Consider the following 13568-nt stretch of genomic DNA (forward strand, 5'->3'; position numbering starts at 1 on the left):
CGGGAAGGCCGCGACTCAACTGCCCTTGCGGCCGATCTCCGAGACCCGGAGGACGACGTCGGCCTCGACCGAGGGGCTAACGAACTTGCGGATAGCACCGCCGTACAGGGCGATTTCCTTGACCAGCCGCGAAGCGATCGGCTGGAGCGAGACGTCGGCCATCAGGAAGACCGTCTCGACGCGATCGTTCAGCTGCTGGTTCATCCCCGCCATCTGATATTCGTACTCGAAGTCAGCGACGGCGCGCAGGCCGCGGACGATCATGCCGGCACCTTCGCGCTCGGCGAAGTCCATGAGCAGCGAATCGAAGCTGACGACGTGGATCTCGCCTTCGATCCCTGCGGTCTCGCGCTCTACCATCGCCAGACGTTCGTCGATCGTGAACATCGGCGACTTGGAGGGATTGGTGGTCACGCCGATCACCAGCCGGTCGACCAGCTTCGCGCCGCGGCGGATGATGTCCATATGACCGCGCGTGATCGGATCGAAGGTGCCGGGATAGACTCCAATGCGGACGCTCATCGATCCCTCTCCAGCGTGTAACGCGCGATGTCGCGCAGCAGATCGGCCTCGGGGCCGTAAGGCTTCAGATGCGCGACTGCCTGGTCGACCAGCAGCCGCGCCTGTTCGCGGGCGCGATCGAGGCCGAGCAGGGTGAGGAACGTCTCCTTCCCGGCCGACGCGTCCTTGCGGAGCTTCTTACCGGCGAGCGCTTCGTCGCCCTCGGCATCGAGGATATCGTCGGCGATCTGGAAGGCGAGGCCGAGATCGCGGGCATAGCCACGCAGGCCCGTGCGGCCCTCGGGCGGCAGTCGGCCGAGGATCGCGCCGCTCTCGACCGCGCAGGAGATCAGCGCGCCGGTCTTCATCGCCTGCAGCCGCGTGACGGTGGGCAAGTCGAAGCTCGCCTTCGCGGCCTCCAGGTCCATCATCTGCCCGCCCGCCATGCCCGAGGGCCCCGAGGCATGGGCGAGCGCGCCGACCAATTCGACGCGCACGAAGGGATCGGCATGCGTCGCTTCGCCGGCGAGGATCTCGAAGGCGAGCGCGTGCAGGCAATCGCCGGCGAGAATCGCAGTCGCCTCGTCGAATGCCTTGTGCACCGTCGGCTTGCCGCGGCGCATGTCGTCATCGTCCATCGCCGGCAGATCGTCATGGATCAGCGAATAGACATGGATGCATTCGAGTGCGGCCGCGACACGGGCGGTGGCGGTGCGGTTGACTCCGAACAGGCCTGCAGTGCCGAATACGAGCAAGGGCCGCAGCCTTTTGCCCCCGCCGATCGCGGCGTGGCGCATCGCGCGGTACAGGCCTTCGCGGGGATCGTCGGGGATCGCCAGCAGCACGTCGAACTGGCGATCGATCTCGGTGGAGACCTGCCTGAGCGCCGACTGGAGCGCGAGAGACGCGTCGGCCACGCTCGCCACCCGGTCAGCCGGCGGCGAAGGGAGCGGTGCCGGTGGCGCGGCCCTGCGCGTCGGTACGGATTGCCTCGATGCGGGCCTGCGCGGCGTCGAGCCGGGCGGCGCACTGACGGCGGAGCTGGTCGCCGCGTTCGTAGAGGTCGATCGCCTCCTGGAGCTGTGCGTCGCCGCTTTCGAGCCGCATGACGATTCGCTCGAGTTCCTTGAGAGCCTCCTCGAACGAGAGCTCCGAGATTTGCGCTTCGTCTGCCATGCGCCCGCTATGCGGCAGGGCGGGCGGGGATTGCAACCGCCGAACCACACCACATGTTGAGCACGGAGTTTCGAGGAGACGCGCGCCATGTTCACGAGCATCAACCCCGCCACCGGCGAGGCCGGCGAAAGCTTCCGCGAGCTGGACGCCGACGACGTGGAACTGGCGCTGAGCCGCGCGCAGACCTGCTTCCAGTCGTGGCGCAATTCCCCGCTCGACCAGCGGACCGCGTTGCTCGGGCGAATCGCGGACCAATGGGGAGCGAACAAGCAGCACTTGGCCGAGACCGCGGTGAAGGAGATGGGCAAGCCGATCACCGGCGCGATCGCCGAGGTCGAGAAATGCATTTCGGGCTTCCGGCATTATGCCGAGCATGGGCCTGGCTATCTGGAGCCGACCGAAGTGACGACGCCCGGCGGCCGCGCGGTGGCGCGCTGGCTGCCAATGGGTCCGGTGCTCGCCGTGATGCCGTGGAACTTCCCCTATTGGCAGGTGGTCCGTTTCCTTGCGCCGACGATCATGGCGGGCAATGTCGCGCTGCTGAAGCATGCGTCGAGCGTACAGGGCTGCGGCGCGCTGATGCAGCAATTGGCGAGCGCGGCGGGCGCGCCCGACGGGCTGTTCCAGAACCTCGCGATCAAGTCCGACAAGGTCTCGGACATCATCGCCGACAAGCGCGTGGTGGCCGTGACGCTGACCGGCAGCGAAAGCGCGGGCGCCAAGGTCGCGCAGGCGGCGGGCAAGGCGCTCAAGAAAGTGGTGCTCGAGCTGGGCGGATCGGATCCGCTGATCGTGATGCCCTCGGCCGATCTCGATCTGGCGGCGAAGACCGCGGTTACCGCGCGCGTCCAGAATGCCGGGCAGAGCTGCATCTGCGCCAAGAGGATGATCGTGCAAGCGGACGTTTATGACGCGTTCCTCGACAAATTCTCGGAAGGCATGAAGGCGGTGAAGATCGGCGATCCGATGGACGCGGCCACGGTGATGGGGCCGCTTTCCAGCGAGGCGCAGCGCGATACGGTGCTGGAGCAGGTCGAACGCGCGAAGGCGGCGGGGGCGACTCTGCTGTTCGGTGCCGAGAAGATCGACCGCGAAGGCGCGTGGATGACACCGGGCGTGCTCGTGGGGCTCGATCCGGAGAGCGATGTCGCGAAGGAGGAGATCTTCGGGCCGGTCGCCGCAGTGTACAAGGCGGAGGATGTGGACGCGGCGATCGCGCTGGCGAACGACGTTCCCTACGGGCTCGGCTCGGCGGTGTGGACCAGGGACGAGGCCGAGATCGAGCGGTTCGCGCGGGACATCGAGTCCGGAATGACCGCGGTGAATTCGCTGCTCGCCTCGACGCCGGCGGCGCCGTTCGGGGGGGTGAAGCTGTCGGGGCACGGCCGCGAGCTGGGGCCGTGGGGGATGCACGAGTTCATGAACTTGAAGGCCGTGATGTACGGTGCTGGGAAGGCGGGGGATTGAGACCCAAGGCTCAGTGCACGACGAACCTGCCGGTCATACCGAAGCTGGCGTGGAGGAAATGGGTGCATTTGATCGGATAGTTGCCGGGGACGGGGGCAGTGAAGTGGATGTCGGCGGTCTCGCCGCTTTCGAGCTCGATCTTGCCCTCCTTGATCCTGGCGCGGTCCGCCGGTGCTATCGTCGCGGCGGCGAAGAAGGCCTTGGCCGCGAAGCTGTGGCCGCCCTTGCTCGTCAGATGCAGGACATAAGGCCGGCCGTGAGTCAGCTGGATGGTCGAGGGGATGAATTCGAAATTGGAGAGCGCAACGTCGATGCGCTGCTCGGCGGGGGCAGCAGCAGTGAGGGCGAGAAACGCGAGCGCGGCGAGACGGGGGAGCATGGGACCTCCTTGCGGCGGCCAGTCTAGGCCTGGTGGGGGTGGGCTGCAACGGCGGCGGAGATGTCCGCCACCGAGGCAAATCCCTCCCCGGAAGGGGAAGGCAGCTACCTGCGGGTGTAAGGCACGAGGAGAGCAACCCCCTTCACCACGCCACTGCGTGGCACGGTCCCCCTCCAGTTCCGGGAAGGAACTAGTTGGGGCTCCGAACTTCGGCGAGCAGGTCCTTGCGGCTCAACTTGCCGATCATCGTCTTGGGCAGGCTTTCGCGCACCACCACTTCCGAGACTCGTTCGTGTTTGCCGAGTTGGGGGTTTAGCCAGAGGCTTAGTTCGGTGCCCGAGATCGGCTCGGCATCCGCGTCGAGAACGACATAGGCGTGGGGCAGCTCGCCGTGATAGGCGTCGGGCAGGCCGATCACGAGCGCTTCCTTGATCGCCGGGTGGCGATAGAGAACCGCCTCGATCTGACTCGGGAAGACCTTGAAGCCGCCGACCGCGATCATGTCCTTCAGCCGGTCGACGATGCGGATATAGCCGTCCGCGTCGATCGTCCCGACATCGCCGGTGCGCAGCCAGTGATCGTCGACGAACACGTCGGCATCGGCTTCGGGGCGGTTCCAATAGCCCTTCATGATCTGCGGGCCCGAGACGACGATCTCGCCGGGCTCGTCCGGCGGCGGCGGGCGCGTGGGATCCTCCTTGTCGACGAGGCGGACGCGCGTGCCGGCGAGCGGCTGGCCGATCGTGCCGGGCTTGTTGAGGCCTTCATAGGGATTGGTCGAGACCACGCCCGAGCTTTCGGACAGGCCATAGCCCTCGATCACCCGCGCACCGGTGATGCGCTCCCATTCCTCCTTGAGCTGGGCAGGGAGCGGCGCGCCGCCCGATACGCAATAGCGCAGGCTGGTGAAATCCGAGGGCTTCATTCCCGGCGCGTCGAGCAGCGCCTGGTACATGGTGGGGACGCCGGGCAGCGAGCGCGGCCGGGTGCGGCGCAACTCGGCGAGCGCCTGCTTGGCATTGAAGCGCGGCAGCATCACGATCTCGCCGCCGGTCAACACGGTGCGATTGAGCACGCAGGTATTGGCGAAGACGTGGAAGAACGGGAGCACGCCCAGGATCTTGTCCTGCGTCTTGCCCAGGTCCGGATCGAGCCGGGCGACCTGCCGCGCGTTGGCCGAGAGATTCTGGTGCGTCAGCATCGCGCCCTTGGGCGTACCGGTGGTGCCGCCGGTATATTGGATCAATGCGAGATCGCGTTCGGGATCGAGCGTCACGCGCTCGCAGCTGCCCGGATTGGCGATCAGCTTCGAGAAAGCGAGGATGCGGGGATCGTCGGGGCGCGGCGCGACTTCCTTCGCCTTGAACCAGCGATAGAGCAGCGACTTGGTGGGCGGCAGCGCGCCCGCCACCGATCCCACGACCAGCCGCTCGAGCGCACTCGCCTCGAGCACTTTGAGCGCGGTGGGCAGCAATGCCGAGGCCGATAGCGTGAAGAGCAGCTTCGTCCCCGAATCCTCGACCTGCGCCGCCAGCTCCTCGACCGAATAGAGCGGCGAGAAATTGACCACCGTCGCGCCGAGCCTGAGAATGCCGTAATAAGCCGCGACATAATGGGGGACGTTGGGCAGGAAGAGCCCGATCCGGTCGCCCCGGCCATAGCCGAGCGCCTTCAGTCCGCAGGCGACGCGATCGGCGCCGTCCAGCGTCTCTGCGTAGCTGTATTTCCGGCCCATGAAATCGAGGAGCGGCGCGTGCGGATGGGCCGCGGCGCTCGCCTCGAAAAGCTCGACCATGGAAACGGGCGGGAAGACATCGTCCCACTTGCCCGGGTGATTGAACGCGGTACGCCAGACCTGCTCGGGATCAGTCATTGACATTGGTGTAAGCAAGCCTCGCTTGCGGTCAATAGCCCAGCCGCTTGCTCCAGGTCACCAGGACCGAGATCGAAGCGAGGCCGATATCGACGACCGCCTGCGCCTTTTGCGGATCGAGATCGCCGGTGCGGTGGGTGAGGATGCGGATGTCGGCGCGGTGATCGGGCGAGGCGAATGCGACCAGGCCCAAGGCCGCCACGGCTGCGAGCAGGATCGTTCGGCGGCGCTGCATCATTCCCCAGCCATAAGCCCGGCGGGGCGAAGCGGCAAGCGATCAGGCGGCGTCGCGCAGGGCATGGCGGACGCGATCGCGCCCCGCCGACTTGGCTTCGAACAATGCCGCGTCGGCGACCCGGTACAGCGCCTTCCAGTCGACTTCGCTGGCGAGCGTGCCGCGGCAGGTGCCGATGCTGGCGGTGACCTGGACGTCGAAGGGCATGCGCATCTGGCGGAGCCGGACGAGCAACGCCTCGGGCTCGATCGGGGCTTCGGCGGGCGTGAGGATCGCGAATTCCTCGCCGCCGATGCGCGCGACCAGCGTGCCCTGCGGCACCGAAGTGCGCAGCATCCGGGCGAAAACGCGGAGAACCTCGTCGCCGCCGTCATGGCCGAGCGTTTCGTTGACGCGCTTGAAGTGATCGAGGTCGATGATCAGCAGCAATTGCTCGCCGATGCGGCCGATCGCCTGGTGGAGGAAGGCGCGGCGATTGAGCAGCCCGGTGAGCGGATCGGTATCGGCGAGGCGGCGCATCATCACTTCGCGCTCGATCGCGTCGTCGCGCTCGTCGCGCAGCAGCCGGATGCGATAGGCGACCGCGAGCGAGGAGACGATCGCCTCTACGATCATCGCGAGGATCGTCGAATTGTCGATCCAGAAGCTCCACGGCAATATGTGGATATTGGCAAGCGCGCGCAGCACCGAAGTCAGGAGCGGCGCGCCCCAGGCAATGGCGAACAGCCAAAGATAATTGCTCCTGAGCCGCCACGCGCGCCACAGCACCGGCACCACCGCCGCGGCCAGCGCGACGAACGCGCAGGTGAAGGCGAGGTCGACCGCCTGAATCGCGAACGGCGCGGTGAGGAAATAGAACAGCCCGATGCCGGTCACCGCGACACCGACCCAGGTCGCGTAGCGGCCAAGCCAGCCGGCGAAGATGCGCTCCTCGAAGAAGCTGCGCGCGAAGACCAGAGCGGCGGTCCCGGTGCTGCCGACCAACAGGTAATTGATGCGCAGGCGGGTGTTGTTGGCGATATCGGGCCAGGCCCAGGCGAGCGCGCCCGACGAGGAGAACGTATAAGCGAGCAGCAGCCCGACCATCATGCAGTAATAAAGCTGAAAGCGGTGGCGCAGCGCACCCCACAAAGCGAGATTGTAGATGATCAGCGCGATCGCGAGGCCGGCGAAGCCCGCGTAAAGCGCGGCCATCGATAAATTCGCATGCTCGCTCTGCTGGCCGGTAGAGAGGCGGGCGCCGAGGAGGATGCCGCGCAGATTGCTGGCGCCCTCGACATGCCACATCAGCCGGACCACCCGCGCCTGCAGGCGCGGCAACGGCTGCTCGACGATCGCGCCGAGCTGGATGTACGGCGTGACTCCGCGCGCGTCGGTGCCCTGCGAATGGATGCTGCCGTCGCTGTAGAGGACGTGGAGCGTGAGCCCCTGCTGCCACAGGCTGGCGATCCGGACGTTGAGCGGCGCGCGCGAGCGCGAGCGCTGGTCGATGTCCTCGGAGACCGCCCAGTAGCTTCCCGGCCCGAATTGATGCTGCGGCGTGGTGCAGTCGAAGCGGCCGGGCCGGCGGATCAGAGCCGCGGCGTCCATCCCGCCGGTATCGCGCAGCACGCAGACCCGGAGCGGCTTGCCCGCGACGCCCGCCTGCGCCCACGCGGGCGCGCCGCACCACAGCAGGGTGCACGCGGCGAGCGCCAGCAGGCAGTTCTTCAGTCCCCCGAGCATGCCGAACGCTACGCGCCGCATCCCCAACAACCCGTAAAGATCGGCCCCCAAAGCGCCGCAGGCACGTTGATTTCGCGGCCGCGGCCGCTAAGTCGCTGCGAAAACGGGAGCACGCATGCACGCCATCACGACCGCAAGGGCCAGCGACGCGCGGCTGGAATCGGTCGACATCGTACGGGGTTTCGCGCTGCTGGCGCTGTTCCTGGTCCATATGATCGAGAGCTACGAGCTCTATTGGGCCGATCCGAAGACCGGCCCGATCTCGGACACGGTCTATCTATTGTTCATGGGCAAGAGCTTTTCGCTGCTTGCGTTGTGCTTTGGGTTCAGTTTCTTCGTCCTGATGGGCCGCGCGGCGCAGCGCGGCGTGGACTTCACTGCGCGCTTCGCATGGCGGCTGACCGTGCTGTTCGGCATCGGCTTCGTCCATGCGATGGTCTATCGCGGCGACATCATCCAGTTGCTCGCATTGATGGGCTTCCTGCTGCTCGCCTTCCACCGCGTGCGCAGCAATCGGCTGCTGATCGGCATCGCATTGCTGTGCTTCGCCAACCCGATCCAGCTCTTCCAGCTCGCCGCGGCGATGTCGGGCGCGGGCTGGGCCAACCAGCCTCCGCACCATTTCTCGGACCCGGCGATGGCCGTCTATCTCCACGGCAACCTCGCCGAGCATTTCCGCGCGAACCTGTGGACCGGCCAGCTGCCCAAATGGTGGTTCATGGTCGAATCGGGGCGGTTCACCCAGATCCTCGGCCTGTACCTGGTCGGCATGGTGCTCGGGCGGATCGGCTTCTTCGCGCGGCTGGGCGACTTCGCCAAGGCGCGCGGACTTGCGCTGGCAGCCGCCGCGGCGACGGCATTGGCCTTCTATTTCCTGCGCGACGGCATCAAGGCGTGGTTCGCCGCGCAGCATCACGGCGAGGCGTCCGACCGATTGCTCTCCTATCTGCTCGGCAGCTGGTTCGAGCTCTCCGGCACGGCAGTGTGGCTGCTGGTGCTGCTCGCGCTCTTCCAGAGCCCGGCGCGCGTCGCGATCCGTCCGCTCGCGGCGGTCGGCCGCACGACGCTCACGCTCTACATCCTGCAATCCCTGGTGTTCGTGCCGGTCTTCTACGGCTTCGGGCTGGGCCATTACGAGGACTGGGACCAGCTGACGCGCCTCTGGGTCGGGATCGGCGCGATCGCCGCGCAGCTGGTGCTCGCCGCCTGGTGGCTGCGACACTTCCAGTACGGCCCGATCGAATGGGCGTGGCGCGCGCTGACCTATTGGCGCCGCGACGTGCCGTTCCGCAGGCGCGCCGCTTCCGCCTGACGCCCGCGCACGAGGCGCCGGGCGGCGGCGGCGAGCGCGAGCGTGACGAGGATCGCGCCCGTATCCGCCACCCAGTCGCGCCAGTCGGAATCGCGGTGAAGCGCCGGGATCGCCTGAACGACCTCGATCAGCGCGCCGAACGCCGAAAGGGCGATCAGCAGCCGCAGCCGCGACATCGCGGGCCAGGCGGCGCAGGCGAGCGCAGTGAGCACCGTGAACGCGAGGATATGCTGGACCTTGTCGACCGGATCGCCCGGAAGCTGTGGCGGATGCGGCAACGTCGCCATGACGAAGGCGAAGGCGAGAGCGGCCCAGAAGGCCCAGGCAAGATATCGGTGCATGCAGGCGGCGAATGCCCGAAGCGGCGTCCTGGGGCAATCGTGACGTTATCGAGGCGAGCGGCTCACGTGCCCCGCGTCAGCGTGAAGCTCGACGCGAGGCCTTGAGGTTCAGCCAGGGATTGCTGCCGTGTAATGGGCGCGGGAGGTCTGTCCTCGTTCCATGGCTGCCGCCAATCGACGGGTGAAGATCAGGTCGCCCACCAGCCACAATGCACCTGCCATACACAAACTGAATGCGGCGCCAGCCCAGCGATACGCTTCAGCGGGGTGACTGAACGCGTCCGGCAGCCAAGCCAGGAATACGAAGCACGTGTACATCATTGCGCCCAGGCGTGCCGCGAGAACGGCAGCTAGATTGGAGATCAGCGCGACCCCGACAGCCAGGTGACCGACGCCCGTGGCGAGTGCCCAGAACATCTGACCGCCCGGCATCCAGACAGGCACCGCATTGGCCATCGGCACCCTGGCAACAAAGTGGGCAAGAGCGAATATCAGGGAGCATATGCCGAAGGCGATTCTCGCAGCTCTCGGCCCGAATGTTCCGTTTTCGCGCAGAATAAGCAGTACCGCCCAAGCACCTACCAGCACCGACGACTGCTCCGCCAGGCCCATCAAGGCGTTCACTTGCACGGGCGGTCCAACCAAGACCCTGAGGTAGCAAAGGCTGTATATTCCGAAGATCACCATCAGAGTCCTGGCTGCCGGGCGAACGGTACCCGACTTCAACAATCCCGCGCCGCTGACGACGAGTAAGCCCGCAAGCACGTAAGCTATAGCGTGGCGGAGCGATGAACTCTGTGGGACAGGCTGCCCCATGATCGTGAAGTCTCCTTGCACGAACGAGGAGATCCCGAACAACAAGGCGGCCGCACCGAGAAAGGTTTTGCCGAGCGACGCCTGATCAAGTCGCCGCGCTAATTCCCTGGCACCCATCAACGAACATCCTTGCTACCGCCGGCGAACATTCGGTCCGGCATCGGCGTTGATAGGGGGCGGGAAGGTCGGGAATACCAATAAAGAAGCCATCAAATTATTCTAATCGGCTGCCAGCACTGTGGTGAGCAGCATCTTCACCGCTATCTGGCGGAGTTCGAGTTCCGGTATAACAACCGCATCGCCAATGGCGTGGATGACCGCCAGCGGGCGCGTAACGCCGTGGCTGGCATCGTCGGCAAGCGCCTGACCTACACAGCACCTATTATCCCAGAGTTAGGCCGGAGTGAAATCGACGGGCGGCAAACGTGACCGCTGGATCACCAAGCCGCATCGAAATCGTGGCTAGCGCTCAACGCCTAAATGGTTAGGTTGACGGCGGGAAGGTTGCCCCGTAGAATCTCCTTCGGAGATTTTAAACGTCGGGAAATAATGGCCAAATCGGTCTCGATCACGGTTCATCCGTCCGATCTTTCTGGCGAATACCTCACTGTGTCTGACGCGATGAAACAAGTGCTCGATATGATCGGCGCGCTTGAGGGGATCGAGGCGGGCGATAGCAGCGAGCGTCAGATCATTTGGCGGTTGACTGAGGCTCACACTAATTCGCCTCCGTTCACCGTGACTGCGGAAGCCTTTTCACGTGACCCGCAAATTTCCGTTTCGCTTGAGGCTGATCGCGTCACCCACCTGTACGCGGTGGCGATTTCCACGGTGCTGGCGGGCACGCGGCCAGACTGGCTTGAAAGCGAGCCCGGGAAGCTGCTCAAGCGTGCGCTGAAGCGAAATCTCGACGGCGTGGGGCACACCGATATCGTGATCGAGGGGGAGCCCGCTCTGATCATTGTGCCCACCTCTGCGCGGATCGGCATCGAGGCGCTGGCTGATTTAGATCCCGTCGAAGACGCCCAGCGAACCGAATACGGAACCGTTGAGTGCCAAGTCATAGGACTAACGCGATACTATAGCTCTCCCGCGATTATCGTAATTGAGCGCCTATCGCGAGAAAAGGTGGTCTGCGTCCTGACCGCGGAGTTAGCGGCAGAGGTTGGGCCAGAGCATCAATGGTCTGAGGCGTGGGAAGGCCGACAATTGCGTATTGGCGGAAAGCTCACGTATGGTAGCGACGGCAAGTTAAAACGTATCAATGCTTCATTTCACGAGCCTGTCGTGTGGGCCGACATTCCAGTCGTGGCCTTGAAGGGGTTGGATATAACTGCCGGCCGAACTGTCCAGGAGCACCTAGACGAATTTTGGGGAGAGAGGTTTGGCTGACCCCACGAAGGTCTATTGGGACAGTTGTGCGTGGCTAGGCCTCGTCAATGCTGAACCCGATCGGTTGGCCCAACTTCAAGGCGTGTACGGTCTCGCACGGCAGGGCCTGATTGAAATTTGGTCCGCCACAATTTCGATTGTCGAGGCGAACCGACTAAAATCCGAAAAGAACAGCTCACGGCCGATTTCGCCAGAGAGCATAGCACTGTTAGACGATCTGTTTTTCCAACCCTTCGTTAAACTCGTGAGCCTCGACTCCCGGATCGCAAAATGGGCGCGCAAGCTGATTCGCGAAACTGACAGACTTAGGGGTCCGGACTCGATCCATCTGGCGAGCGCAATTGTGTGGAATGTGCCGCTATTCCACACCTACGACCACGATGACCTCCTACGGCTGGACGGCTCGATCTGCTGCATGGACGGCACGAGAATGGAAATTACTCAGGCGAGGAACCCATTTGACGGAGGGCTTTTCGATGAGCGAACCCAAAAGCCAGCTTGAGAAATTCAAGGAAGCCGCGCGCGAGCTTGAGACGGACGACGACCCCGAGCGCTTCAAGGAGCGGCTGGGAAAGTTGGTGAAGACGAAGCCAAAGCCCGAGAAGCTCGGTGCCTAATTTTCTGCAGATAGCCGCAGTCTTGCGTGAGCAAATGCAGGCGGGACTGACGCGATCGGACGTACTGCGTTCCCTCATGTGGCCAATTTCTGCTCTCTTATTGGTCCTCGTAACAGCCATCACAGCCAAGGCAGACAACTGGATTATAGTGCTTATTTCGGCGCCCTTAGCAGTTTTTTTCACGATTTATGCAGCGTCCTACGTGTTTTGCTTGTTTTACGATCGGGACGCGCTGCGCTCAGAAAAATACACCCTCCATAAGATGGCTATCGAACACGGCATTTATGGCGATAGCGCGGTGGGGGTAATTGAACCGCCAAAGCTGGCTGGGCCGGCTCGTCAAAGTGAGACGAGTGAGCCGAGTGAGAAAACTGAATGACTTACCGTTTCATCGTTACGGCGTCGCTTTCTGAGGCCGGCGAAAAGGCGTTCCTTGCCTACCTAAAAGAGCATGGTGTCGGGTGGTGGCACCGTGCGCCGAGTTTCTGGTTGCTCGTCACACGACGACAAGGCGCCATCTCCGTCATCGGCATTCGAGACAAACTCCGGGAGCTAGGCATCACTAGCGCTGTGGCGCTCGTCATGGAGATCCCCGAAGATATTACTTGGGCGGGTCTGCATCCGCCGGATAGAAAGGACACATTCGACTGGCTGCGCAACACATGGGTAGATAAGGTATAACCAAATCGGTTATTTCTCTTGACACAGCGTCACGCTCGTGCTAGAGGAATCGGCATGCTGGTGAACTACGCCGGGAGCCAAGCGATGAGCGACGTGCCGATGGTCAACCAAACCCCGCGGTCAGAAGTTTCGTCAGCCACGAGTTGCCTTTGTCCGAGTACCCCTGCCAAGCGGCCTCGCCAGCAAGTCGACCGACAAAGAGCTTGTCGCCAGAGTCCAAGCAGCTCTTTAGGTTGTCCCTGATCGTTGCCGCGGAATCGCTGGTATCAATTAGCCACACAGATTGCTGGAAGCGCCACTGAGTGCCGTACGCTTCGAGTTTCTTCTTCAAGCAGTCATACTGTTGGTTCGGCTGATCCAAATCGTAGCCCACGATGTATGCCGGCATTTATCCCTCCCCACGAGTCGTTGGGAGAAACATGCGCGTTCCTATTGGGTGTGTAAACTACATATACGCCACAACTAGGGAACAATGAAGAATTGCGAGTCGGAGACGGCGGAGTGATCGATATCTGGAACATGTCGCCGTGGCTGGCTTCTTGGCGATGTTTGCCATCGCTTGCGCTCTGCGGCTCGGCTGCATCCTATTATTTCGGCAATGGACCGCCGGAATGACGCTTCGCAACTACGTTCGGTCCTTCTTCACGCGTGAATATTGGGAAGCTTTTGGAAGCCTCCTGTTCGGCGCGGCTTACCTTCGTCATACGATCCGGACGCAGTTTTGGGAGAAGGTCGAGCGGGAGGCGGCGGCCGATGAGCCCGCGGAGAAGCCGGAATGAGCGGCTCACATGCGGCAATCTATCTCACTGTTTTGTCGATCCTCACGCTATCGATTGTTGTCGTTGCGCTTTTGATCGGATGGCTGGCGCGACGCAGGGGACGCTAGGTGAGGACTCATATTAAAAGCACGTCATCCCCGCGAAAGCGGGGACCCATCTCCTGAGCGAGCGGCAAAATGCACCGGTGCGTTTGTGGAGACTGTCGGAGATGGGTCCCCGCTTTCGCGGAACTCGTCAGTCAAAGCAACGGGTTGAATAGGTTCTCAACCTAGGG

At 63.7% G+C, this 13568-nt stretch carries 17 protein-coding genes and 1 pseudogene; 8 read left to right on the top strand and 10 right to left on the bottom strand.

Going from position 1 to position 13568, the window contains the following annotated elements; all coding sequences use genetic code 11:
- Window positions 1–15: 15 nt before the first annotated feature.
- From coaD to ASE13_RS12925, 3 genes are read right to left on the bottom strand one after another with little or no spacing between them, the layout of a single operon-like run.
- The gene (gene coaD, locus ASE13_RS12915; RefSeq protein ID WP_056616377.1) at window positions 16–522 is read right to left on the bottom strand and encodes a pantetheine-phosphate adenylyltransferase; all 507 of its coding nucleotides are present in this window, start codon (window positions 520–522) and stop codon (window positions 16–18) included.
- Complete coding sequence (locus ASE13_RS12920) at window positions 519–1418, bottom strand: polyprenyl synthetase family protein (RefSeq protein WP_200955702.1); 900 nt, start codon at window positions 1416–1418, stop codon at window positions 519–521. Before ASE13_RS12920 ends, coaD begins: the two co-directional genes overlap by 4 nt.
- Before the next feature lie 13 nt (window positions 1419–1431).
- Entirely contained in the window at window positions 1432–1677 is a 246-nt protein-coding gene (locus tag ASE13_RS12925; RefSeq protein WP_056616381.1) for an exodeoxyribonuclease VII small subunit, read from the bottom strand.
- 87 nt (window positions 1678–1764) lie between these two features.
- On the opposite strand from ASE13_RS12925, the gene ASE13_RS12930 reads away from it, so the two are divergent.
- Window positions 1765–3144 (top strand): NAD-dependent succinate-semialdehyde dehydrogenase, encoded by a 1380-nt coding sequence (locus ASE13_RS12930; RefSeq protein ID WP_056616384.1) that lies wholly within the window; start codon window positions 1765–1767, stop codon window positions 3142–3144.
- Window positions 3145–3154: 10 nt separating this feature from the next.
- Here ASE13_RS12930 and ASE13_RS12935 read toward each other — a convergent pair whose 3' ends face one another.
- From ASE13_RS12935 to ASE13_RS12950, 4 genes are all read right to left on the bottom strand, one after another.
- Window positions 3155–3523: a cupredoxin domain-containing protein gene (locus tag ASE13_RS12935; protein ID WP_056616387.1), complete on the bottom strand. Its 369-nt coding sequence runs from the start codon at window positions 3521–3523 to the stop codon at window positions 3155–3157.
- Between the two features lie 190 nt (window positions 3524–3713).
- Entirely contained in the window at window positions 3714–5396 is a 1683-nt protein-coding gene (locus tag ASE13_RS12940) for an AMP-binding protein (protein WP_056616389.1), read from the bottom strand.
- A gap of 31 nt (window positions 5397–5427) precedes the next feature.
- Complete coding sequence (locus ASE13_RS12945) at window positions 5428–5634, bottom strand: hypothetical protein (protein WP_056616392.1); 207 nt, start codon at window positions 5632–5634, stop codon at window positions 5428–5430.
- 39 nt (window positions 5635–5673) lie between these two features.
- A complete protein-coding gene (locus ASE13_RS12950; RefSeq protein ID WP_056616395.1) occupies window positions 5674–7377 on the bottom strand; it encodes a sensor domain-containing diguanylate cyclase in 1704 nt (567 codons plus the stop codon).
- Between the two features lie 94 nt (window positions 7378–7471).
- Here ASE13_RS12950 and ASE13_RS12955 point away from each other — a divergent pair, with 94 nt between their 5' ends.
- The gene (locus tag ASE13_RS12955) at window positions 7472–8668 is read left to right on the top strand and encodes a DUF418 domain-containing protein (protein ID WP_056616398.1); all 1197 of its coding nucleotides are present in this window, start codon (window positions 7472–7474) and stop codon (window positions 8666–8668) included.
- Here the strand turns inward: ASE13_RS12955 and ASE13_RS12960 are convergent.
- Window positions 8620–9009 (bottom strand): hypothetical protein, encoded by a 390-nt coding sequence (locus ASE13_RS12960; protein ID WP_056616401.1) that lies wholly within the window; start codon window positions 9007–9009, stop codon window positions 8620–8622. The genes ASE13_RS12955 and ASE13_RS12960 overlap by 49 nt on opposite strands.
- A gap of 108 nt (window positions 9010–9117) precedes the next feature.
- Window positions 9118–9942: a hypothetical protein gene (locus ASE13_RS12965; RefSeq protein ID WP_056616403.1), complete on the bottom strand. Its 825-nt coding sequence runs from the start codon at window positions 9940–9942 to the stop codon at window positions 9118–9120.
- Window positions 9943–10056: 114 nt separating this feature from the next.
- Between ASE13_RS12965 and ASE13_RS19515 the strand changes: the two are divergent.
- The 5 genes and pseudogenes from ASE13_RS19515 to ASE13_RS12985 form a co-directional block, all read left to right on the top strand.
- A pseudogene (locus tag ASE13_RS19515) lies at window positions 10057–10254 on the top strand (hypothetical protein); the annotation flags it as partial.
- Window positions 10255–10374: 120 nt separating this feature from the next.
- A complete protein-coding gene (locus ASE13_RS12970; RefSeq protein ID WP_056616405.1) occupies window positions 10375–11217 on the top strand; it encodes a hypothetical protein in 843 nt (280 codons plus the stop codon).
- On the top strand, window positions 11210–11719 hold the full coding sequence (locus ASE13_RS12975) for a type II toxin-antitoxin system VapC family toxin (protein ID WP_082596770.1): 510 nt from the start codon (window positions 11210–11212) through the stop codon (window positions 11717–11719). The genes ASE13_RS12970 and ASE13_RS12975 overlap by 8 nt, the downstream gene beginning before the upstream one ends.
- Window positions 11694–11834: a hypothetical protein gene (locus tag ASE13_RS20175; RefSeq protein ID WP_200955703.1), complete on the top strand. Its 141-nt coding sequence runs from the start codon at window positions 11694–11696 to the stop codon at window positions 11832–11834. The genes ASE13_RS12975 and ASE13_RS20175 overlap by 26 nt, the downstream gene beginning before the upstream one ends.
- A 375-nt stretch (window positions 11835–12209) precedes the next feature.
- The gene (locus tag ASE13_RS12985; protein ID WP_056616413.1) at window positions 12210–12515 is read left to right on the top strand and encodes a hypothetical protein; all 306 of its coding nucleotides are present in this window, start codon (window positions 12210–12212) and stop codon (window positions 12513–12515) included.
- A 103-nt stretch (window positions 12516–12618) separates the two neighbouring features.
- On the opposite strand, the gene ASE13_RS12990 is transcribed toward ASE13_RS12985, so the two are convergent.
- On the bottom strand, window positions 12619–12903 hold the full coding sequence (locus ASE13_RS12990; protein WP_056616415.1) for a hypothetical protein: 285 nt from the start codon (window positions 12901–12903) through the stop codon (window positions 12619–12621).
- A 223-nt stretch (window positions 12904–13126) separates the two neighbouring features.
- Between ASE13_RS12990 and ASE13_RS12995 the strand changes: the two genes are divergently transcribed.
- Window positions 13127–13294, top strand: coding sequence for a hypothetical protein (locus ASE13_RS12995; protein WP_156404877.1), 168 nt, complete (start codon window positions 13127–13129; stop codon window positions 13292–13294).
- Window positions 13295–13568: the final 274 nt, after the last annotated feature.

Source organism: Sphingomonas sp. Root241 (assembly GCF_001428865.1).
Taxonomy (GTDB): domain Bacteria; phylum Pseudomonadota; class Alphaproteobacteria; order Sphingomonadales; family Sphingomonadaceae; genus Sphingomonas.